Origin of the sequence: Niabella aurantiaca DSM 17617 (genome assembly GCF_000374125.1) — a bacterium.
In the GTDB taxonomy this organism is placed as follows: Bacteria; Bacteroidota; Bacteroidia; order Chitinophagales; family Chitinophagaceae; genus Niabella; species Niabella aurantiaca.
This window is the reverse complement of record NZ_KB893648.1, coordinates 49,215-71,249: the sequence shown is the minus strand read 5'-3', so window position 1 is coordinate 71,249 and position 22,035 is coordinate 49,215. Positions and strand designations below refer to the sequence as shown.

Sequence of the window (22,035 nt, the reverse complement as noted above, 5' to 3'; positions counted from 1 at the left end):
TTTAAACAGATACGCAAAAATAACGGATTGTCTGGTATCCCGCTTATTTAAAACGACGCGCATACGCAGATATTCTTTATTTTTGTTTTATGGGCAATCGCCCGGACAGCTCGTACAACCACCTGATTGAAAGACGAATAAAACCATGAATGAATGCAACAAAGGCTGATTTTGACCGTTATCGCACTTCTTGTTCTTTTTCCGCTCTGCAAAGCACAAAATACCCTGATCCGTTTCGGGATCAAAGGCGGCATCAACTATGTAAAGCTGAGCGAGTCGCATAGCAGCACCGTTCCGCCAGACGCGAACAGCTGGCTGACGAGCTATCATGCCGGCGTGATCATCGACCTTAAAATGAAGGAGCACATCTTCCTGCGGACCGGGCTGGACTGGCAGGGTAAAGGAACAAAATATGAAAATACGTTAACCAAAAACGGAAAGGCCGCTCCCATGTATCTTGAATTACCGCTAAACCTTATATTGAAGAAAGGCGCAAAACACACCGACCTCTACCTGGGGCTCGGGCCTTATATTGCCTATGGTATGGGTGGCAAACACCGGTATGCGGCGCTGGTTACGGACGGAACTGTTTTCTCCGAAAAAATAACATGGAGCAATGAGCCGCCGGTAACCATACAGCCCGGCAACGGGGGATATTTTAAACGGGTTTCCTGGGGTGCAAATGCGCTGTGCGGCATTGAGTTTTCCGGAAAAATAGCACTGAACCTCCAATACAGCTATGGCCTTAGCAATGCCCGGCCTTTGGAAGAAAAATACGGCCAGCGGGGGTTGAGTGCCGGCATCGCCGTTTTTCTCTAACCCGGCAACAGCTGCACCGGTGCAGTCAGCCCATTGCAGCTACGAAACGATCTTGTTCTTTTCCTGGTAAGAATCAATGACAGCCCCAATGGCTTTTACTTCCTCGTCACTCAGATCGCCCCAAACCTGTTTCCAAAAGCCTTCGTCATTCCGGATCTGTGTGATTTCATCAGATCCGGCTGTACATTTATAAAAAGCGACGCCGTCTGTTGTTTCCGCAGGCGTTACCTGTATCTGCGTCCGCTTGCCGCCGATGGTCGCTTCAATCGAAAACTGTTCCTTTCCCGTTTCCATAACATTCTTTTTAATGATGAAAAAGCCGGGCAGTGCCGACAGGTATCTACAGAAAACTACCAAGATCAGGCCAAAGAAATCCCGCGGTTGTTAAGATTTCCATTCAAAAGGTCAGTTTTCCGGTAAAGAGATGGTATCATAAAATACCTCCGCCTGCTGATTCCGGAAGTGATACCTAAATGCCCGGTATCCCACGCCCTTGAATAAAAGTCCTTTCCGCAATGCCCTCCGGTTTGCCAAAACCCTGAAATATCCCCGTTGACCGGTTTTACCGGCAAACTTTCCGGAGGGCTCGTAAATATGGATGCCGGCAATACCGCTCCCCTGCCGGTTGCTCACAAGCCCATAAAATACAATCCTGCCCGCCAGCGAGTCGTAAGCAGGATCAGACCAGGAAACCGAATAATCTTTAAGCGCCTCCTTTATTGGAGGCAATCCCATCGCTTTTCTGCGGGCATCCAGCCGGATCATGTCTTTAACGGGCCACAACACAGTATTCCCTTCATAATCGCCGCCCAGCTGTGTTCCGTATAGCTGAAAGCGCTCCCGGAACATCTGCACCCGGTCGTATAAATAGGCATAATATTTTTTGGGGGCCTTTTTTTCCGCAACGGCTTGTTCCAGTACCGGCAGGTATTCTTCGCGGGTAAGGGAATCTGCATGCTGAATAACGAGCCATAATGCTTTAGAAGCATCCGGAGAGATCCGCCGGTTATCGGGCCATCCATAGACATTGATGATCCCGGATACCTGCCGCATATTGAGCGAGTCGACCGCATGAATATAGCTCCAATATGCGCCGATGGTGTCAGCACGAGCTCCGTATTGTAACACCAGTTTATTCAGCGTATCGCGGGGACCCTGGTCCTTTGCGAGGATCTCCTCCAGCTCGCTGGAAAGGAGGTTGTAAGGAATTCTTTCCTGGCTTAGTATTGCTCTATGGAAAGAAAAGAATAAAAGGGTCCAAAGCAATCGCATTGTGTGAAGCCTGTTTTTCTTTTTTTAAACAATTCCTCCATTCAAAAGTTCAGACAAAAAAGGGCGCAAGTTACCCTTGCACCCCTTCTGTATTCCGTTCAGTTATTTTATCCTTCCGTTATCGTTACATGATCTTTATCGCTGTTTTCCGTCCAGCGTACCAGCACCTTCTGTGTTTCAAAAGAATCGATGTACTTGCCCACGTAGTCGGCCTGTATCGGAAACTCCCGGGTAAACCGGCGGTCGATCAATACACAAAGCTCCACCTTTTTTGGCCTTCCGTAATCCAGCAGGGCATCAAACGCCGCGCGGGTAGTACGGCCCGTGTACAACACATCATCGATCAGGATCACGTCTTTTCCTTCAATGGAAAAGGGGATATCCGTTTCATTGGCGGTATGGAGCTCATTACGCACATCATCCCGGTAAAAAGTGATATCCAGCTTGCCGTAATCGATGGATTGTCCCTTTGATATTTTCTGTATCTCTTCGTAAATACGGTTTGACAGAAAAATACCTCTCGGCTGCAGGCCAATGATAGCGATCCTGGAAAAATCTTCGTGATTCTCTACGATCTGGTGCGCCAGCCGCCGGATCGTAATCGCAATCTCCTCTGGTTTTAAAATCAGTTTCAAAACTATACAATTTAAGGTTCGAGATCCGCCTGACCGGACGGGCAAACGGCAAACAAATTTTATTCCTCCGCCATGAACGGGTACCGGTAATCAACCGGTGGGTTAAAAGTTTCTTTAACCGTGCGCACACTCAGCCAGCGATAAAGATTCAGGATGGAGCCTGCTTTATCATTGGTGCCGGAGGCGCGCGCACCCCCAAACGGCTGCTGCCCCACCACGGCACCGGTGGGCTTGTCATTGATATAAAAATTACCCGCAGCATTGGACAGCTTCCTGGTTGCGGTTTCAATAGCCGCGCGATCTGTTGCGATGATCGAGCCCGTCAATGCATAAGGCGATGTGCTGTCCACCAGGTCCAGCGTTTTTTCAAAACTACCGGCGGGATATATATATACCGTCAGCACCGGTCCGAAGATCTCCTCGCACATGGTTACATATTGCGGGTCTTTTGTTTCAATAATGGTGGGCTGAACAAAATAACCTACTTTTTTATCACAGGTGCCGCCCGCTACAATGGCAGCTTTCGGATCTTTTCTGGCCTTATCGATATATCCTTTTATCTTGTCAAAGCTTTTTTCATCGATGACGGCATTAATAAAATTGCTAAAGTCTTCTACCGCTCCCATTTTAAATGAGTGCACTCCTTCGATCAGCAGTTTCTTTACCTCCTTCCACAGGTTCGATGGGATGTATGCCCGGGATGCGGCGGAACATTTTTGCCCCTGAAACTCAAAAGCGCCCCGTAACAATGCGGTTGCCACCACATCCGGGTGGGCGCTTTTATGCACCATTACAAAGTCCTTCCCCCCGGTTTCTCCCACGATGCGCGGATAGCTCCTGTATTTGGGAATATTTTTCCCGATGGTTTCCCACATATGATTGAACACCCCGGTAGAGCCGGTAAAATGCACGCCGGCAAATTCCCGGTGGTTAAAACAAACATCGCCCACTGCGGGGCCATCCACATAGATCAGGTTGATCACTCCATCCGGAAGTCCGGCCTCTTTCAGAATGCGCATAAACAACTGCGCGGAGTAGATCTGTGTATGTGCCGGTTTCCATACGACCACGTTGCCACACATGGCGGCAGAAGTAGGCAGGTTACCGCCGATCGCCGTAAAATTAAAGGGTGTGATCGCCAGTACAAAACCTTCCAGCGGCCGGTACTCCAGGCGGTTGTGCATGCCTGCACCGCTTATAGGCTGCTGCTGGTAGATCTGGCTCAGGAAATGAACATTGAAACGCAAAAAATCGATCAGCTCGCAGGCGCTGTCGATCTCTGCCTGGTACGCATTTTTACTCTGCCCCAGCATGGTGGCAGCATTCATCTGTCCACGGTACTTTGTGGCGATCAGATCCGCTGCTTTTAAAAAGATGCCCGCCCGGCTTTCCCAGGTCATGGCTTCCCAGTCTTTTTTTGCAGCCAGCGCTGCATCCACCGCCAGCTGTACATGCTTCTTTTCCCCGATGGAAAATTGTCCCAATACAAACCGGTGCTCATGCGGGGGGCGCAGGGTTTCTTTTTTTGTGGTGCGCACTTCGTTGGCCCCGATGTACATGGGCACATCGACTTTCTGACTCTTCAGCAACGCAATGGCTGTTTTGAGGTTTTCCCGCTCTTTACTTCCGGGGGCGTAGTTCAAAACCGGCTCATTGGCCGGCAAAGGATAGGAAAATGATCCCTGGTGCATATTATCTCAATTTGAAAATTTGAAAATATAAAAACATGTTTGTGGCTGTTTACAGCCATGAACCATCCGTACTCCGATGATCAGCGCACTGATATGGGTGCTGTATTTGCATGTTTAAACTGTTTCCTTCCGCTGCATCAGATAGGCCTTGATAAAGCCATCCAGCTCACCGTCCATTACCGGCTGCACATTCCCTACCTCATGCTCGGTACGGTGATCTTTGATCATTTTGTAAGGATGAAACACATAACTCCGGATCTGGCTGCCCCACTCAATCTTTTTCTTATTGGCATTCGCCGCATTTTTCAGCTCTTCGCGCTTGCGCAGCTCTTCTTCATATAACCGGCTCTTCAGCATTTGCATGGCTTTTTCCCGGTTGCCCATCTGAGTACGCTCCGTCTGGCAAACCACCACAATACCGGTGGGAATATGGGTCAGGAATACCTTGGTTTCAACTTTATTCACATTCTGTCCGCCGGCACCACCGCTGCGCGCCGTTTCCATCTTTACTTCGGAATCCTTAATCTCAATATCGATGGTATCATCTACCAGCGGGTATACGAATACCGATGCAAACGAAGTATGCCTGCGGGCATTGCTGTCGAACGGCGAGATCCGTACCAGGCGGTGCACACCGCTTTCTGCCTTTAAAAAGCCATAGGCAAACGGACCTTCAAACTGCAGGGTGGCCGTTTTAATACCGGCGCCATCTCCCCATTGCCAGTCCAGTTCGGTAATTTTCCAGCCTTGTTTTTCGCCATACATCCGGTACATCCGGGCGATCATTTCCGCCCAGTCCTGGCTCTCCGTGCCGCCGGCGCCCGAATTGATCTGCATCACTGCAGGCAATTCATCCTCCGGTTCATTCAGGGTGCTTTTAAACTCAGCGTCTTCCAGCACCTCAAGGGCCCGGTCATAGGCCTCCTGCGTTTCTGTTTCTGTGGCGTCACCGGCCTTCCAGAAATCGAACAAAACCGCAAAGTCCTCTACTGCTGTTTCGGCCTCGCGAAACAGGCTCATCCAGTATTCATTGGTCTTTAAGGTCTTTAAGATCTCTGTGGCACGCTGATTATCGTCCCAGAAGCCGGGACTTAACGAAAGCTGTTTATCTTCATTTATTTTCTGTTGACGGTTCTCGACGTCAAAGAAACCTCCTTATCCCGAGAACGCGGGACCGCATATCCTGTAATTTTTCCTGTGTCATAGGCTGCAAAGATACGGTCTATTTCGGATTTGCGGCCGGTTGCACAAACGATTGTTCAAAAGGCAGTGCCGTGTTTGCACGTTGCATATAGTTGCACTTCTTATTGGCCGCGCCCCGGTACTCATGGCAGGCTTTACTTGCCTGTCTGACGATGTCATTCAGCCGGACGCCGCTCCGTTCAGCCGCAGTGTTTCTATTTTTCCGGCGGGAAACACCGGGAAAAGGGTTGCTTTATCGGTTTTCCTGTTTATTGATAACAAAGGTCCCAAAAAGGTTCGGGGGCGTTAAGGCAGCTTTACCATTAATATAAAATTGAACCGGCGCATACCAGGTGACGCAAGCCTCTCTCTTATCTAACCTTGTCCGTATTTTTAGTGTATCAATATCTACACCATTATATTTTATATAAAAATCGCGGGAATCGTTTATAATCGGAGTTCCAACCGGCACCAATATTTCTATAGTATCGCCTTTTCCAAATTTATAAAGCGTATCATACCCACCCCGCCCATTCTGGTAAAACATTCTTATCTCCTCCTTTTTATAGACTTCTTTTTCAATAAGATTTTCTCCCGTGGTCTTATTGATTATTACGAATTTGGGTGAATAGTAATAACCCACAGGCGGACAGCCATAGGTCTTTTCCTTTTTAGAACAGCTTGGTGTCATCAGGCAGCCGAGTATTATGGCGCAAAACAATAAGATTCTCATAATTATCAATTTTAAGTAAAAACAATAGTTTCAGTTGAGTCAAACAAATATTATTCCCTGGCACCCTGCGGCCGTCCTCGTTTTCTTTGCCGGATACCCTGAAAAGGAGCCAAAAAACAGCCAATCATACATCATCCATGGCTTTCCTGTCGTAGCTGCTATGAGCGGACCGAAGTCCCGCATTATTTATAAATGACAAAAATTCCGGAAAAATGCTTTGGTATTTCTTCAACCGTTCCATTGATCCAAAACTGCTTCAGCGTATATTCAGTTTTACAGAGGTTGATCCGCTTGGACCGGGCCACTATTTTTAAGGTATCAATGTCCGAAGCATTGTATTTAATATAAAATTCCCTTGACTGGCTAAAAACAGGGTGATCAATATCCAATGCGACTGCTACCGTATCCTTCGGCATGTTCTGCGCCCCTCCTGTGTGATATAGGGTATCATATTTTCCGGGAGCACTCTCGTAAAAAAGCCGTATCGAATCTTGCTTATAAACCCCTTTTGTTATAAGATTTTCCGATGTTTTTTTATCCCTGATCACAAATTGGAGGATATGAAGATAGCCAAGCTTTGTGCAATGAATCAGATTTGAAAAAGGAGGATCGCAACTGTATATACTTAAAACAAGCACAAGGCAGCAAAAGAGCCGGGTTCTATATTTCTTCATTAGCATTTCTCTGCTTTTTGGTTCTGTTTTACTAAACGCAACAATTCTTTATAACGCAACAGGTAATAAACAACTGGTTTGCTCACACAGTTGAACTATCTTTGTAAATACCGTTTACCAGCGGTTCATTTTTAAACCAATCCATAGATTATGGATGACTTTATTGCGGCGCGCTCCCAGATGGCGCTTTCATTAGGATTTCACATTATCTTTTCCTGCATTGGCATGATCATGCCGTTCTTTATGGCGGTTTCGCATTATAAATGGCTGAAGACCGGCAGCATCGTTTACCGCAATGTAACCCGTGCCTGGAGCCGGGGGGTGGCCATTTTCTTTGCCACGGGCGCCGTTTCCGGTACGGTATTGTCCTTTGAGCTGGGCCTGCTCTGGCCGGAGTTCATGAAACATGCCGGGCCTATTTTTGGCATGCCCTTTTCCCTGGAAGGAACCGCCTTTTTTATTGAAGCCATCGCGCTCGGCTTTTATCTGTATGGCTGGAATAAATTTAATAAATGGTTTCACTGGTTCACCGGGGTGATCGTTGGTGTAAGCGGGCTCGCCTCCGGCATCCTGGTAGTTGCTGCCAATGCCTGGATGAACAGTCCGGCCGGATTTGACTATATAAACGGGCAATACCTGAATATTGATCCCATCGCGGCCATGTTCAATGATGCCTGGTTCTCGCAGGCCCTGCATATGATCCTGGCTGCGCTTACGGCTACAGGATTTGCAGTGGCTGGTGTGCATGCCCTTATGATCCTCAAGCGAAAGAATGTGCTCTTTCATACAAAAGCCTTTCGCATTGCCGCCGTTTTTGCCTGTGCCGGCGCTATCCTGCAGCCATTGAGCGGCGATATCTCTGCAAAGGACGTGGCAAAGCGCCAGCCGGTAAAGCTGGCGGCTATGGAAGCCCATTTTAAAACAGAAGAAAAGGCAGCCCTTATCCTGGGCGGCATCCCCGACGAACAGAACGATACCGTACGTTATGCCTTAAAGATCCCCGGGGCATTGAGCTTCCTGGCACATGGCGATTTTAAAACGCCGGTAACGGGTCTGGAAGCTTTTCCGAAAGACGTTCGCCCCCCCGTTGCCATTACCCATTATGCTTTCCAGGTGATGGTAGGCCTGGGAATGATGATGTTGCTGATCGCTGTCTTTTATTTCTTTACACTCTGGCGTAAAAAAAGATGGCTGGAAAAACGATGGCTTCTGAAACTGTTCGCCGCCGCCATTCCGGTAGGCTTTATCGCTGTGGAAGCCGGCTGGACCGTAACGGAAGTAGGCCGCCAGCCCTGGATCATCTATGGCATTATGCGCACCCGCGATGCGGTTACGCCCATGCCCGGCATTGTTTATTCGTTCTCTATCTTTACTGCCGTGTATGTTTCGTTGAGCATTGTAGTGATGGCCCTGCTGTACCGGCAGGTGAAGATGGTGGGCAAATTATATGATGTGACAAGTTGAGTAAAAAGAACATTTTGATCAAGGTTTAAAATTCAACGTTTCAGGTTGGCACCGGAACGGAGAGCTGAAGGCTGATAGCTGATCACCCGATGCTCTGCTCCCGGTCTTCACCATAAATAAATATTCGTGATGCTTTATGTAGTAATGGCATATCTGTGGGCTTCGATCCTTCTTTACGTATTAATGGGAGGGGCCGATTTTGGTGCGGGGATCCTCGAATTCCTTTCTACACGTAAAAGCAAGGATCAGACCCGGCAGGTTATGTACCGTGCCATCGGCCCGATATGGGAGGCCAATCATATGTGGCTGATCATTGCTATCGTGATCCTCTTTGTTGGCTTCCCTGTTATTTATTCCACGGTCTCCATATCCCTTCACATTCCGCTGGTCATTATGCTGCTGGGCATTGTGGCAAGGGGTACCGCCTTCAGCTTCCGGAACTATGATGCGGTACAGGATCGCATGCAGGTGGTTTATTCCAAAACCTTTATGTATTCCAGTGTCATTACGCCCCTGTTCCTCGGCATCATTGCCGGCAGCGCCGTTTCGGGGAGGATCGATCCGCAGGCTACCCACTTCACGGATGCCTATATCTTCAGCTGGCTGGGATTGTTTCCGGTAACCGTAGGTATCTTTACTGTTACGATCTGCGGATTCCTGGCTGCCATTTTTATTATCGGTGAAACAAAAACAGCAGCGGAACGGCAGCGGTTTATCCGGAAAGCCAGGCATATGAGCCTGGCCGCTATTGTCGCTGCCGGGCTGGTATTGATTGCCGCTTACCGCGATGACGTTCCTTTGGCCGGCTGGCTTTTCGGCAATCCTGTAAGCATCACCTGTGTCATGCTCGCCGCCCTTTCACTATTCTGGATGTGGGCCTCCCTCTTCCGCCAGTCCACCCGGTGGCTGCGGATCATTGCCGGCGCTCAGATCACCTTATTGCTGGTAGCCATTACCTACGAGCATTATCCGGTACTGATCAACCTGAAAAACACAGAGGGTCTATCGCTGCTGGTCCATAAAGGTTCCGATAAAACCATTCATGCATTGGCCGTTGCCCTCCTGGCGGGAAGTGTTTTTATTTTACCTGCACTGTTCTACCTGCTTTATAGTTTTAACAAACAGGAAGCGACCTGATAGGTTTTAAAAACCTAACAGATCTTTATTGCTACAAAGGCCGGGCTCTTTTCCGCCTTCTGTTCTCCCAGGGAATAAAAGCACCCAGGGTGCCGCGAAACCGGCGGAAAAAGCCCTCCCGTTCCAGGATGGACCTGAAAGGTTGTACATAGGCCGGAGACGGATCAATGACCGGATCGATATCATTGTATTTCTTAAGAGTATCTACCATAAAGGGTATATGCACTACCGGGGTACCAAACTTACGCCGGGTAAACCGCTTCATCATGGACGATTGAAAAGGATCAGTAATAAGGGCAACAGACTTAAAGCCCTGCCGGCGCGCAATCTGATAGGAATAGAACACGTTTTCCGTGCTGTGCTCGGCCCTGGTTTCATAAAAAATATGTGCGGCATCTACCCCCAGCTGCTGTGCGTAAAGCCCCATGATCCTGGCCTCGTAATAAGGTGAATACACGGCCCCGCCGGAAAATATAATGTTACGGATAATGCCTTGTTTATAAAGCTGTGTAGCCCAGATCACCCTTCCCTTCATCACCGTGTCCCATTTTCCGTCCTTAAAAGGAACACCCGGAACAATACCAGCATCAAAGGTCATTTTTTTCGAAAGCACTTTCTCGTATAAGCGTGTAGGACGTTTGCGGTAAGAAACGCACCCGCATAAAGAAACAAGGAACAATGCCAGTCCCAGTACAGCCATATATTTTTGTAACATCGGGATTAAAAATACGGCAAAGTTCTGAGTTGAGGGCGATCAGCTTTCAGCAGTCATCTATCAGCCCTCAAACGGAAAGATTTTAGATTCAATATTCCCTGCCCTCTGCATAAATGATGGTACCGGGAGAAGCCGCTCACAGAATTCCATAAATATCCGTGGAATCCGTGAGCAATATATAGAACTGCGAATGCGCATCAGGCAGCGAACGGACGCTAGCTTCAAACAAACCGGAAATGCCCTCATCAGTGCATCATTTCGCTCATATCCATTTTTTCCCGTTTGCCTTTTCTCTTCCTTATAAACAGGATGAACGGAATACAGATCAGGAACATCAGCCCCAGGTAAAGAAATACATCCATATAGGAAAGTACCGTAGCCTGCCTGGTCACTGTAAAATCAAGGACTTTATGGGCCGACTGCAACGCGGCATCGGGGGTCATTCCTTTTGCGGTAAAACCATGCTGCAGGGCGCTCACACGCTGTTGCACATCCAGATCGTTCACGTCCAGCTTCGACACCAGGTCGTTGCGGTAAAGCATATTACGGTTAGCGATAAAAGTGGTAATGGCCGCCACTCCAAAGGAGCCACCCAGCTGGCGCATCATCCCCGTAAACGCTGCCCCCTGGCCAATTTCCTGCCCTCTCAGGGTAGAAAGCGCCAACGTAGTGATGGGGATGAACAATAGCCCAAGTCCTACCCCCCGCACGATCAGCATCCAGAAAAAGGCATCCTTCCCGGTATCGGGTGTAATGATCTTGTATCCCCAGAAGCTGTAGATAAAGAAAAGGAAAAGACCGGTAGCTACCATGTATTGCTGGGGGATCCCCTTTGCGATCATCCGCCCGATGAACGGCATCATGAATGCCGTCGCCAGCGTGGCCGGGATCATCAACATCCCCGCCTGCAGGGCCGTCCAGCCCAGGATACTCTGTGTATAAAGGGGTACAATAAACGTGGATCCATAAAGTCCGAATCCCAGGATAAAGGACATGATCGTACCAACCCTCAGATTCCCGTTCCGGAGCACCCGCAGCTCCACGATGGGGTTCTTATAGGTAAGCTCCCGCCAGATAAAGAAAAACAGCCCAAAAACAGCAGTGATCGTCAGCACAATGATCGCTTTGCTGGAGAACCAGTCATCTTCATGCCCTCTTTCCAGGATATATTGAAGCGACCCCACCGTGGCGCTCAACAAAAAAATCCCCAGCCAGTCAATTTCATGAGCGGCCTTTTTCTCCGCAAATTTAGGGCTGCGTACAAACTGCAATGTGAGCAGCGTAGCAATGATCCCCAGAGGTATGTTGATGTAAAAGATGTACGGCCAGCTGAAGTTGTCTACAATATAGCCACCCAACGGCGGTCCCAATGTAGGACCGGCAATCACTCCCAATCCGTAGATCGCCTGGGCCATGCCTCTCTTTTCAATCGGGTAGGATTCCGTAATGATCGTTTGAGAGGTAACCAGCAATGCGCCGCCGCCTACCCCCTGCAGGAAACGGAAGGCAACCAGTTCCCATATATTGGTGGCATTGCCGCATAAAAAGGAACAAACGGTAAACAATACGATGGAAACTGCAAAGTAATTTCTCCGGCCAAACTGCTGCGAAAGCCAGCTCGTCATCGGAACAACGATCACGTTACCGATGGCATAGGCGGTGATCACCCATCCTACCTCGGACAAGGTGGCCCCCAGGTTTCCCTTCATATCGTTCAGCGCCACGTTTACAATGGTACTGTCCACAATCTCCAGCAAAGCACAAATGATCGCGGTAACCGTTACAATAACACGCCGCGCGCCATATTCTACAAGAGAATCCTGTTGCATAAATTGATATCTTTTATTATAAGAAGTGAAATTTAATTAGTGAGAAATAAAAAGTTGACCAGTGAAAAAATCTGCTTCCCCTTTTACCCGCGCACATTTCACTATCCAGCTTCCCACTAACTAACGTCTCACTAATTAAGATGAACATCCACCAGCACATTCATACCGGCGCGTAATTTTTGTATCAGGGAATCATTCCTGTTCACGAATTCAATCCTTACCGGTACCCGCTGTACCACTTTAACAAAGTTCCCGCTGGCATTGTCCGCTGGCAGCAGGGCGGAAATAGAGCCTGTTGCCGGAGAAAAGGAGCTTACCACCCCTTCAAAATGATGCCGGGGAAATGCGTCCACGTCGATCTCCACTTTTTGCCCCGTTACCATTCTTGATAACTGGGTCTCCTTAAAGTTTGCCACCACCCATTTATCATTGTTGAGGATGATGCTGAACAATTGTGCACCGGCCTGGATGAATTGCCCCGTCTGCACCGGAACTTTTGATACCACACCGTCCTCATTGGCTACGATGACGGCATAGCTTAAGTTCAGCTTTGCATTCTCAACATCCACTTCACGCTGGCGCATTGTTGCCTCGGAAACACTGATCTGTTCTGCAGTTGCTTTCGACTGGGAGGATACGACTCCGGTTTGAGCCGCTACCTGGTTCCGCTGCTCTTTCAGGACCGCCAGCTGGCGGTCGGCAGTTTGTTTGGCCGCAAGGGCCTGCTCATATTGCTGCTGGGTAATGGAGTGATCCCTGATCAGGTTCTCATACCGCTTGAGATCCTCAGACGTACGCCAAATATTCACTTTTGCTGCTTCTATCTGGGCATCGGCGGTAGCAACGGCGGCCGTGGCAGTGCCAATATTTTTTTGAGCCGCTTCGGTACCGGCTTTTGCAGAAGCCACGTTGCTCCGGGCCGTAACCAGGGCTGCTTCCGCTTGATCCAGCGCCATTTGCAGGTCTCTTGTATCCAACACCAGCAGCGTATCGCCTTTGTGCACAAACTGGTTGTCTTTTACTTTTACGCCGGCAATATATCCCGGTATCTTGGAGATGACCGGACTTACATTGGCAGCAATCTGGGCGTCGTCGGTATCTTCATGATGCCGGCCGTAGATAAAGGCTTTAATGCCAAAGTAGCCTCCCCCAATGATCAATGCTGCAAGTATGATAAAGAATATAGGACTTCTTTTCTTCTTTTGGCCTGCTTCGCCCTGCTGATTTTGAACTTGTTCCTTTGCCATAATATCGGATATTAAATGATCGTTTTCTGATTTTAAGAGTTTGGTATTTATTTATTAATGCTGTGCAGGTAAGATGCCGCTGCTCTCCAGCAGCTTCTGGTAAGCCAGGGCCGCATCTGCTTTTGCATTCAATACATTTATCTTTGAAGACAGGAGGGCTACGTTGGCATCCAGCAGGTCTGTAATGGTGACCAGGCTGTTGTCATATTTGTTTTTGGTAATGCGGTAGTTTTCAGCCGCCTGTACTTCTGCCTTATTATAGACCTCAATTTTGCGCTTTGTCAATATAGAACGCTGATAGTCGCGGTTGATCTGGAGCCGGATATTATCGGCGAGCAATTCCGACGAAGCGGATAGCTCCTGTGCCTGCGCCTTTGCTTTTTTTACAGCTGCACCGGTCTTCCAGAGGCTCGACAGGTTGTACTGCACCCCCAGCCCCCCGTTGATGGCGTTGGTCACCGATAAAAATTTGGGAACATTCACTGCAATGTAGCCCCCTGTTAGTGCCAGCGCAGGCAGATATTCCGCTTTTGCCACTTTAATTCCCAGCGCTGCCGCCTTCTGCTGATAACCCAGCGCCTGTATGTCTTCCCTGTTCTGTAAGGCCTGATCTTCATAATAAACCAGCGGCCGGTCATCAGAACCCTGATCGATAAATGCAGGATCTACTTCAATAACTGTTGTTTCGGGCAATCCCAGCAGCAGGTCCATGTTCACATTGGCGATATTGTAATTGTGTTGCGCCTCCAGCAACTGTAATTCAATATCAGAGGTCTGCAGCTGCGCCTTTAACCTGTCGTTGCGGGCCATCAGGCCGTTGTTCTCCAGCCGTATAAAGCTGGAATCACGGTTCTCCGAGGCAGCCAGGTTCTCTTTGATCACATCGATCACCCGGGCAGCCTTAAACAGGTTGGCATATGCCTCAATAAGATTATAAGCAACGGCTTTTTCGTCATTGCCCGTATTGAGTTTTGCAGCCTCAAGCAGGTACCCGGCAGACTGGATCCCGTACCGGATCTTTCCTCCCGCATAAAGGGGCAATGAAAAATTGGCCATTCCATACATGGCCTGTGAAATCTCGGGCACCGCCGAGCCGTCACCGGACCCTTCTTCCTGTTCCTGTGCACGCTTCATATCGATGTGCGCACTGGTAAGGCGCATATAGGCACCCCCGATCTTCAGGTCCGGCAACCGGTTGTTTTTTGCCTCTTCCACTGCTGCGGTGGCTTCAAGGATCTTTGCCTGATCGATCTTTAAATGCTTGCTGCTTTGCAATCCCAGTGTTACCGCCTCGTTTACCGAAAGCTTTTTGACCTCCTGTGCGGAGAGGGTTGTGTTCAAAACCATCAACGCTGAAAACAAGGCAACGATGGTGGTGATATTCTTATTCATACATTCAATAGCTTTTTCTGTTACTTATGATTCTTTTACCAGCAGATAACTTTTTACCAGGGCTTTTAAATGGCTCTTCAGTTTCGGAATGATGGCCTTCAGAAATTCCCCGTCATCCTGCGGATCGATATGATGCTGCTCGCAGAGGAACCTCCGGGTATTAAAAGCCTGGTTAATGGTACCAAATACCGTCAGGGCAAGAAACAGGACATCCGCATTCTTCCTGAAAATGCCGGCTTTCACCCCTGCTTTTACAGCACTTTTGATCAGGGCATTGTTCTTCAGCTTCATGCTCTTCACTCCTTCGTAAAGAACCGGGTTCTTCATCACGCCCTGCTCCCGCACCATCAGCAGGTGAAAGTTCCTGTTGGCTGCGATGGTATCGATATACGTATCAATGATGAGATCAATCTTATCCACAGGAGCTACGTTACTTGCAAAAACGATCTCTTCCAGCTTTTCCCGGATCTTCAGTACATGCCTGGTAAAGATCGCTTCAAGCAGCTTTTCCTTAGACCCAAAATAATAGGAGATCATGGCCACATTTACATCTGCCGCTTTGGCGATATCCCGTACAGATGCATTATCAAAGCCTTTATCGGCAAAGATCTCTACCGCCGCCTTCATGATTTCCAATTGCTTTTGTGTAAATACTGCTGACACCTTGTAAAAAATTTCCACTGCAAAGGTATTAAACAGTTGTTTAATTAATCAAACACTTGTTTAATTTCTGCAGAAAACCGGGAAGAAATTAACCCATGTCAAGTTGGGTACAACAGGCATTGATGCCTCGCATAACGTTGGCGATCAATTAAAAACAACAGCTATCTTACTGGTAAATAATATAAAGCAGGTTACGACCGGACGTTGGAGATCATAATTTTAGCAAGACGGAGTTTCGGCTGGGCTATTGCGTTATCGTTTCCCGCGGCGACAGCTATTATAAAGCGAACGCAGCGATTACCACAATTTTGTTTCCGCAACGGGATCGGGAAGCAACGGCTGCGGTTTTCTGTTTCACACACGCGCAGTTATTGTGTCATCCTGTTTCCCGCGATGAGGTTTGCGGTGCAATGAACGCAGCGCCTACCATGCATTTTTTTTCCTGCAGCGGTACGGGTGCATTTCCGGTTCGCTCCGGTCTTCGCTGCATTCCCGGCTACTGTAGCTGGTACCGGTGCCGGTAACGGTCATACAGCTGTTTGTGCTTGTTATTCAGGTCAATTTTCCGGCCCTGTATATAAGCATCCGTTACTGTACTGTGCTCCATATCCAGGATATCGCCGGTGCTCACCACGACATTTGCGTCTTTTCCTGCTTCCAGGGATCCTGTGCGGTCATCGATCCCGAGGATCCGGGCCGCGTTCAGGGTAATGGCCTGCAGGGCTTCCTCCCGGGGAAGTCCGTATGCTGCGGCAGTTCCTGCAAAAAAGGAAAGATTGCGGTAACGCGAGGAGGTTTCATCATCATTCAGCGCAAATAGCACTCCCGCCTTTTGCAGCAAGGCCGGTGTTTTGAACGGCTGGTCCACATCATCGTCTTCCAGTGTAGGCAGGGCATGGATGGAATTCAGAATCACGGGAATATTATTCTGCCTCAGCAGATCCGCCAGCAGGTAGCTGTCGCTGCCTCCAACGATCACCACCTCGATATCGAAGGTCTTTGCAAGATCGATCGCCATCAGGATCTGCCGGGAGATATCGGCATGCACATAGAGCTTCTGCTTTTTTGCAAACAGGGCGCGCAGCGCTTCAAATTTCAGGTTGACCTCTTTATGGTCTGCTGCCCCGGCATAGGCTTTCGCTTCCTGCAGAAATATTTTCAGTGCCTCTATCTGCCTCATTCCCGCTTTTACAGGGTCCGAAGCGCCGGTGCGCCGCGATTTCAGCAAGGCTGGTAAATTCAGCCACATGCCATTATCGGCTTTATATAATGCATCTTCCCAGGTCCAGGCATCCAGCTGCACCACCGATGAAGAACCAGCCAGCAGATGGCCCCGGGGTACAATATTGGCCAGCAGGATGCCGTTTGACCGAAGCGTATTGATCACTCTCGAATCGGTATTGTAAGCTACGATCGATCGCACATCCGGGTTATAATCTCCCAATTCATAATAATCATTGCTGCCTCTTACCCCGCTGATGATCTCCCGAAGCCCCAGGTCCGTGTTGGCCAGGATCAGCCCCGGATAAACATGCTTGCCCGTTGCATCCACTACCGTAGCCCCGGGCACGGTTTCTGCATGGTCGCTCACTTTTTGGATCTTCCCGTCTTTGATGATGACGGAACCCCGCTCCATCACCCGGCCGGTACCGGTATGTATGGTGCCATTGCTGATCACGACAATCCCTTCCTGTTTTTTGGCCGGATAAACAGCATCCTGTGCCATTGCCGGAAGCGCCAGAAAAATGAAAATGATGTATGCAAACGTTTTCATCGAACTTTGTTTTTTTGATTAGAATTCAAATGCATCTGCGGCAAGGATGCCGTCCGCTTCTTCGTGGTCTTCGCAATGCAATACCACCTGTGCCGTTGGCCTGGCCGGAATAACCAGCGCGCCATTCTTACCGGCGGACAGCATTTTTTGTATCAGGCGGTTCCGTTCAGCGGCCCGTTGTACGCGGCCTTCCCCGTCCTGCTGCCGGTCGAAATAAATGGCACCGTCCACCATTGTGTACAGGGCCCGGGCATAGATGCTCAGCGGGTTATCGCTCCACAGCACGAGATCGGCGTCTTTCCCTGCCTTAATACTTCCTACACGGCTATCAATATGCAATGCCTTTGCAGGATTCAGCGTTACCATTTTAAGGGCCTCCTCTTCCGAAACCCCGCCGTACCTGATGGTCTTTGCAGCTTCCTGGTTGAGCCGCCGCGCCATCTCGGCATCATCGCTGTTGATGCAAACATTCAGTCCGAGCCGGTGCATGATGGCCGCATTATAAGGAATGGCATCCCGTACTTCATTCTTATATCCCCACCAATCGGAAAAGGTAGACACATTCGCTCCGTGCTGTTTGATGCGGTCCGCTACCTTATATCCTTCCAGTATATGTGTGAAGGTATTTACCTTGAATCCGTATTTCTCCGCGATCCCGATCAACCCCAGTATTTCGCTTTGCACATAACTGTGACAGGTGATGAACCGCTTATGATCCAGGATCTCTACAAGAGCATCCAGCTCCAGATCTTTCCGGACGGTTTTATCACCGGAGCGAATGGCTTTTTCATAATCCCTTGCGCGCTGAAACGCATCGTTCAACACTTCATTAACGCCCATGCGCGTATCCGGATAACGGCTGTTTCCCTGTGTGGCGGCGGTACGTTTTACATTTTCGCCCAATGCAAACTTTATAAAAGGATCTGCTCCTTTGAATTTAAGCCCTTCTGCATCCGCGCCCCAGCGCAGTTTGATGAGCTGACTCTGCCCCCCGATGGTATTGGCAGATCCGTGCAGGATCTGGGAGGTGGTCACCCCCCCGCTTAACTGGCGGTAGATATTGATGTCGTCCGGATTCAGGTTATCACCGATCCTCACCTCAGAAGTTACCGACTGCGCACCCTCGTTGATAGAGAAGACGGCAATATGAGAATGCTCATCGATGATGCCCGGTGTAAGATGCTTACCGGTTCCATCGATGACCCGGGCCCCGGCAGCTGAAAGCCCTTTGCCTACCTGCGCGATCTTTCCTCCCTTCACCAATACATCCGTTTGCACCTGTTTTCCGCCGGCCTCATTGGTCCAGACAGTAGCGTTCCGGATCAGGATGGTTTCCTGTTGTGGCAATACAGCATTCCCATAGCTGCTAAAGGGATAAACGATGCGGGCCTCCGGCTTTACAAAAGACCGTTTTGATGAATCCTTTGCCGGTATTGTTTCCGAGATGCGCGTAGCCACCCAGCTTACCGGTGCTCCTTTTTCGTTTGCGCCAACTCCCTGCCAGGTCTTTCCATAATTTACCCCGCTTAGCCGGATCAATGCACCCGCCTGCCGGTTGTCAAAAACGGAATCCTTTTGCCCGGTGCCGATCACCTTGGTCGTTGGCTTTAATGAAAAACTGATGGAGACCAGGTTCCCGTCTGAGCTAAATTTTGTGGTCAGCGCCTCCCCGGCCTTAACGGTCGCTAGCGTACTGCTCTTCACCTCGAGCTGGTACCGGGTCGCAGCCCCCCCTCCGGTAACGGTTAACGCATATACCCCGTTCCATTCGGTACTGCTCTTTGCGTTGATATCATAACGGGTTCCCTGTATCCAGTTTTCCAGGATGCTGGTCTTTTCCGCAAAAAGGTTTCCGGTAGTAATGATAAAATTGGCAAGAAACCCGGCGTCCAGGCGTCCCACTTTATCCGTTATGTTTAGAAAAGCAGCAGGCGTTGTGGTCAATGCCTCCAGTGCGGTCTTCTCGGAAAGCCCATTTTGAATGGCTTTTCGCAGGTTCGGCCAAAAGGTTTTGAGGTCTTTCAAATCCGCTGCTGTAAGGGCAAAGGGGATCTTTTCCTTTTCGAACACGGCCGGGTTGGAAGGGGCCAGTTCCCAATGTGCCAGATCGCTCCAGGCAATGAACCGGGCATCGGCCGGGTCATCTACCTTTTGCGCGTCCGGAAAATTCAGCGAGAGGATGTATGGGGCTTTTGTAGCGGCGATCTCTTTGATCCGCTGGTACTCATTGCCTCCTCCTTTTATAATATACTGTACTCCGAATTCGTCGCCGATCCGGTCTGCCCTCAATCCGCTCCATTTATCTGTTGTTTCAAAGATCTGCGGAAGCGATTGCTGTTCGTTCCAGGCTTCCAGCGTTTTGTTGACCCCTTCCCGTGCAGGCCTGTTCTTATACCACTGCGCATCCAGGTAGTTTTGCCGGAGCAGGGCTACCGCGCCCATTATGCTTGTTGGATAGCTTTGCGTGGAACTCCCTTTGCTGAACGAATAGAAGGCAGCTCCACGCTCTTTAATAATGGCCAGGTTTTCGCTTTTTCCCGATAAGGTGGCCACCACCCCCGTGCCGCGCGCAATGCCATCCTTCTGATGCGCAAGCACGGTCCCAAAGCCCAGCTCCCGCAGCGGCTGCGCCTTGGTATCATCCATACCAAACAGATCTGCAGCATTTACCTCGCTCCGGATCGCCTGGTTCCAATTATAGGCCCCCTTTGTGTTGCTGTTAAACTGCTGCGGACCAAAGAAAGCAGCAGCCCCGCCTTGCCGCTGCGAAGCCGGCACACCATAGTCGCTATACATATCGATCAGGGATGGGTAAATGTATTTCCCTTTACAATCGATCACTACGGCATCCGCAGGAGCAGCACCGTTACCCACACTTACGATCCTGCCTTCTTTGATCACCAGTGTGGCGTTCTGTAAAGTGGTAGCGGGGTCTTTTATGATCGTGGCATTTATAAAAGCATAGCTGCCGGACCGGGGGTCTGCAACCCCGTTTACCGGAAAGGTGGTTTGGGCCGCAGACACCAGGGTCAGCAGCCAGCTCAGCGGCAGTAGTATCAATTTTTTCATCCGCAAACAATTTTGCAGGAAAGTAGGAAAAATAATCGGTATCCCTGTTATGAAATTGCACCGTCCTGAAATAGTTGTAGGAGACCAATGTTGATCTCCTACGGTACTGCTGCACCCCTTGCAGCAATCTATTGAATATATTTACAGGCTTTCCCCGTGCTGCGACCGGTCCAACCCCTCCAACTCTTCATCTTCACTCGCACGCAGTGGCGTGATCATATCGGTTATTTTCAGCAGGATAAACGACATCGCCAGTACAAAAACGATCACTCCGGCCAGTGCCAGCAGATGCGTGTTAAACAGTTTTGTTTCGCCAAAGAACAACCCGTTGCCGGTAGTATTGGCGGTATTGATTGCCTTATTGGCAAATACACCGGTCAGCAGCATTCCTACCATTCCTCCTACTCCGTGACAGGGAAAAACATCCAGCGTATCGTCAATGGACGTTTTGGTGCGCCACTCTATCATCAGGTTGCTGATAATGGCCGCAACAACGCCAATGACCAGTGCATGGGGCAGGCTTACAAAACCCGCAGCAGGCGTTATGGCCACCAATCCCACCACGGCCCCGATGCTGGTGCCCATTGCCGAAGGCTTTTTACCCCGCAACGCATCAAAGATGATCCAGGAAAAAGCAGCGGCGCCGGAGGCCACAGCTGTAGTGGCCAGGGCGGATGCCGCCAGAACATTGGCTCCCATGGCCGACCCTCCGTTAAAGCCAAACCAGCCAAACCACAGCAAACCGGTTCCCAACAGGACATAAGTGATCCGTGCGGGTTTGTTCTCACTGGTATCCGTTCTCTTTTTCAGATAAATAGCACCCGCCAAGGCCGCCAGGCCGGCGCTCATGTGCACCACAGTACCCCCGGCAAAATCAAGAACGCCCATCTTAAACAAAATACCATCCGGATGCCAGGTGGCATGCGCAAGCGGGCAGTAAATAAAAACGATGAACAGGCAGATGAATAATATATATGAAGTAAAACGGATCCGCTCAGAAAAAGCACCCGTAACCAACGCTGGGGTAATGATCGCAAATTTCAGCTGGAAAAAAGCAAATACCACCAGGGGCACCGTGGGTGCCAACGCCCAGGGTTTGCTTTCCAGCACTCCGTTCATCAGGAAAAAAGTTCCCGGGTTGCCGATAACCCCGCCTATAGAGTCGCCAAAGGCCAGACTGAACCCGAAAACCACCCATATCATAGAAACGATCGCCATGCAGATAAAGCTCTGCAGCATAGTAGAGATCACATTCTTCTTTTTGACCATTCCACCATAAAAGAAAGCAAGGCCAGGGGTCATGATCAGTACCAGGGCTGCCGAAGTCAGCATCCAGGCCGTATCGCCCGAATTAATTTCAGGAAATTGCTTTAGCTCTACAGGGTTATGACCAAACACAAGGCTTAGTATTACCACAAGGATCAACAGTACAAAAGGGATGATAGCCAGTTTTCTCGTCATTGACATATTATATATATTTTATATTTTATACTATCGATTAAAAAATATGAATATATCTTTAAACAGGATAATTTCATCCCAAAAATATGAATGAATGATCAAAATTTAATACAATTAAAAGTAATTTATTTATATATTATTTTTACTAATATAAAAAATGCTTGATTTTTCATTATTTATCAACTCTTTATGTTTTGAGAAACTATATTTAAATAAATAATAATATTATATTTTTTGGTAGTTTTTACATCTTTTTCGGGTGTTCGTCACTTTTTTTC

At 49.1% G+C, this 22,035-nt stretch carries 18 protein-coding genes; 3 read left to right on the top strand and 15 right to left on the bottom strand.

Annotation, left to right across the window (positions count from 1 at the left end):
- Positions 1–153 precede the first annotated feature (153 nt).
- Positions 154–819 carry a porin family protein gene (locus B160_RS0126115; RefSeq protein WP_018630924.1) on the top strand — a complete coding sequence of 222 codons (666 nt, stop codon included), beginning with the start codon at positions 154–156 and terminating at the stop codon, positions 817–819.
- A gap of 39 nt (positions 820–858) precedes the next feature.
- Here B160_RS0126115 and B160_RS0126110 read toward each other — a convergent pair whose 3' ends face one another.
- The 7 genes from B160_RS0126110 to B160_RS31865 form a co-directional block, all read right to left on the bottom strand.
- Positions 859–1,113, bottom strand: coding sequence for a hypothetical protein (locus tag B160_RS0126110; RefSeq protein ID WP_157558239.1), 255 nt, complete (start codon positions 1,111–1,113; stop codon positions 859–861).
- A 111-nt stretch (positions 1,114–1,224) separates the two neighbouring features.
- On the bottom strand, positions 1,225–2,091 hold the full coding sequence (locus B160_RS30915; RefSeq protein WP_018630921.1) for a DUF6624 domain-containing protein: 867 nt from the start codon (positions 2,089–2,091) through the stop codon (positions 1,225–1,227).
- Between the two features lie 107 nt (positions 2,092–2,198).
- Complete coding sequence (gene pyrR, locus B160_RS0126100; protein WP_018630920.1) at positions 2,199–2,726, bottom strand: bifunctional pyr operon transcriptional regulator/uracil phosphoribosyltransferase PyrR; 528 nt, start codon at positions 2,724–2,726, stop codon at positions 2,199–2,201.
- Positions 2,727–2,785: 59 nt separating this feature from the next.
- Entirely contained in the window at positions 2,786–4,417 is a 1,632-nt protein-coding gene (pruA, locus tag B160_RS0126095) for an L-glutamate gamma-semialdehyde dehydrogenase (protein ID WP_018630919.1), read from the bottom strand.
- Positions 4,418–4,531: 114 nt separating this feature from the next.
- Positions 4,532–5,621, bottom strand: a protein-coding gene (gene prfB / locus B160_RS0126090; protein WP_157558238.1) for a peptide chain release factor 2 whose coding sequence is annotated in 2 segments (ribosomal slippage) — positions 4,532–5,560 and positions 5,562–5,621 — 1,089 coding nt in all. Because the reading frame shifts where the segments join, the coding sequence is not laid out codon by codon here.
- A 231-nt stretch (positions 5,622–5,852) separates the two neighbouring features.
- Positions 5,853–6,332, bottom strand: a complete 480-nt coding sequence (locus B160_RS0126085) for a hypothetical protein (RefSeq protein ID WP_018630917.1) — start codon at positions 6,330–6,332, stop codon at positions 5,853–5,855.
- Positions 6,333–6,514: 182 nt separating this feature from the next.
- A complete protein-coding gene (locus B160_RS31865; RefSeq protein ID WP_157558237.1) occupies positions 6,515–6,748 on the bottom strand; it encodes a hypothetical protein in 234 nt (77 codons plus the stop codon).
- 408 nt (positions 6,749–7,156) lie between these two features.
- On the opposite strand from B160_RS31865, the gene B160_RS0126070 reads away from it, so the two are divergent.
- Entirely contained in the window at positions 7,157–8,470 is a 1,314-nt protein-coding gene (locus B160_RS0126070) for a cytochrome ubiquinol oxidase subunit I (protein ID WP_018630914.1), read from the top strand.
- Positions 8,471–8,599: 129 nt separating this feature from the next.
- On the top strand, positions 8,600–9,607 hold the full coding sequence (locus tag B160_RS0126065; protein WP_018630913.1) for a cytochrome d ubiquinol oxidase subunit II: 1,008 nt from the start codon (positions 8,600–8,602) through the stop codon (positions 9,605–9,607).
- A 31-nt stretch (positions 9,608–9,638) separates the two neighbouring features.
- Here B160_RS0126065 and B160_RS0126060 read toward each other — a convergent pair whose 3' ends face one another.
- From B160_RS0126060 to B160_RS0126020, 8 genes are all read right to left on the bottom strand, one after another.
- On the bottom strand, positions 9,639–10,307 hold the full coding sequence (locus B160_RS0126060; protein WP_018630912.1) for a YdcF family protein: 669 nt from the start codon (positions 10,305–10,307) through the stop codon (positions 9,639–9,641).
- A gap of 260 nt (positions 10,308–10,567) precedes the next feature.
- Positions 10,568–12,151 (bottom strand): DHA2 family efflux MFS transporter permease subunit, encoded by a 1,584-nt coding sequence (locus B160_RS0126055; protein WP_018630911.1) that lies wholly within the window; start codon positions 12,149–12,151, stop codon positions 10,568–10,570.
- A 131-nt stretch (positions 12,152–12,282) separates the two neighbouring features.
- The gene (locus B160_RS0126050) at positions 12,283–13,398 is read right to left on the bottom strand and encodes an HlyD family secretion protein (protein WP_018630910.1); all 1,116 of its coding nucleotides are present in this window, start codon (positions 13,396–13,398) and stop codon (positions 12,283–12,285) included.
- Between the two features lie 54 nt (positions 13,399–13,452).
- Positions 13,453–14,790: a TolC family protein gene (locus tag B160_RS0126045; RefSeq protein WP_018630909.1), complete on the bottom strand. Its 1,338-nt coding sequence runs from the start codon at positions 14,788–14,790 to the stop codon at positions 13,453–13,455.
- A 24-nt stretch (positions 14,791–14,814) separates the two neighbouring features.
- Positions 14,815–15,453 (bottom strand): TetR/AcrR family transcriptional regulator, encoded by a 639-nt coding sequence (locus B160_RS0126040; protein ID WP_245562287.1) that lies wholly within the window; start codon positions 15,451–15,453, stop codon positions 14,815–14,817.
- A 496-nt stretch (positions 15,454–15,949) separates the two neighbouring features.
- Positions 15,950–17,227 carry an amidohydrolase family protein gene (locus tag B160_RS0126030; protein WP_018630906.1) on the bottom strand — a complete coding sequence of 426 codons (1,278 nt, stop codon included), beginning with the start codon at positions 17,225–17,227 and terminating at the stop codon, positions 15,950–15,952.
- Between the two features lie 18 nt (positions 17,228–17,245).
- Positions 17,246–20,296 (bottom strand): amidohydrolase family protein, encoded by a 3,051-nt coding sequence (locus B160_RS0126025; protein ID WP_018630905.1) that lies wholly within the window; start codon positions 20,294–20,296, stop codon positions 17,246–17,248.
- Positions 20,297–20,437: 141 nt separating this feature from the next.
- Positions 20,438–21,763, bottom strand: coding sequence for an ammonium transporter (locus tag B160_RS0126020; RefSeq protein WP_157558236.1), 1,326 nt, complete (start codon positions 21,761–21,763; stop codon positions 20,438–20,440).
- Positions 21,764–22,035: the final 272 nt, after the last annotated feature.

Bases quoted from the DNA above. Each gene is read 5' to 3' on its own strand.
- B160_RS0126045 (WP_018630909.1), bottom strand. From the start codon at position 14,790: ATGAATAAGAATATCACCACCATCGTTGCCTTGTTTTCAGCGTTGATG.
- B160_RS0126070 (WP_018630914.1), top strand. From the start codon at position 7,157: ATGGATGACTTTATTGCGGCGCGCTCCCAGATGGCGCTTTCATTAGGA.
- B160_RS0126085 (WP_018630917.1), bottom strand. From the start codon at position 6,332: ATGAGAATCTTATTGTTTTGCGCCATAATACTCGGCTGCCTGATGACA.
- B160_RS31865 (WP_157558237.1), bottom strand. From the start codon at position 6,748: ATGCCGAAGGATACGGTAGCAGTCGCATTGGATATTGATCACCCTGTT.
- B160_RS0126115 (WP_018630924.1), top strand. From the start codon at position 154: ATGCAACAAAGGCTGATTTTGACCGTTATCGCACTTCTTGTTCTTTTT.
- B160_RS0126065 (WP_018630913.1), top strand. From the start codon at position 8,600: ATGCTTTATGTAGTAATGGCATATCTGTGGGCTTCGATCCTTCTTTAC.
- B160_RS0126055 (WP_018630911.1), bottom strand. From the start codon at position 12,151: ATGCAACAGGATTCTCTTGTAGAATATGGCGCGCGGCGTGTTATTGTA.
- B160_RS0126050 (WP_018630910.1), bottom strand. From the start codon at position 13,398: ATGGCAAAGGAACAAGTTCAAAATCAGCAGGGCGAAGCAGGCCAAAAG.
- B160_RS0126060 (WP_018630912.1), bottom strand. From the start codon at position 10,307: ATGGCTGTACTGGGACTGGCATTGTTCCTTGTTTCTTTATGCGGGTGC.
- B160_RS30915 (WP_018630921.1), bottom strand. From the start codon at position 2,091: ATGCGATTGCTTTGGACCCTTTTATTCTTTTCTTTCCATAGAGCAATA.
- B160_RS0126025 (WP_018630905.1), bottom strand. From the start codon at position 20,296: ATGAAAAAATTGATACTACTGCCGCTGAGCTGGCTGCTGACCCTGGTG.
- B160_RS0126020 (WP_157558236.1), bottom strand. From the start codon at position 21,763: ATGTCAATGACGAGAAAACTGGCTATCATCCCTTTTGTACTGTTGATC.
- B160_RS0126110 (WP_157558239.1), bottom strand. From the start codon at position 1,113: ATGGAAACGGGAAAGGAACAGTTTTCGATTGAAGCGACCATCGGCGGC.
- pruA (WP_018630919.1), bottom strand. From the start codon at position 4,417: ATGCACCAGGGATCATTTTCCTATCCTTTGCCGGCCAATGAGCCGGTT.
- B160_RS0126030 (WP_018630906.1), bottom strand. From the start codon at position 17,227: ATGAAAACGTTTGCATACATCATTTTCATTTTTCTGGCGCTTCCGGCA.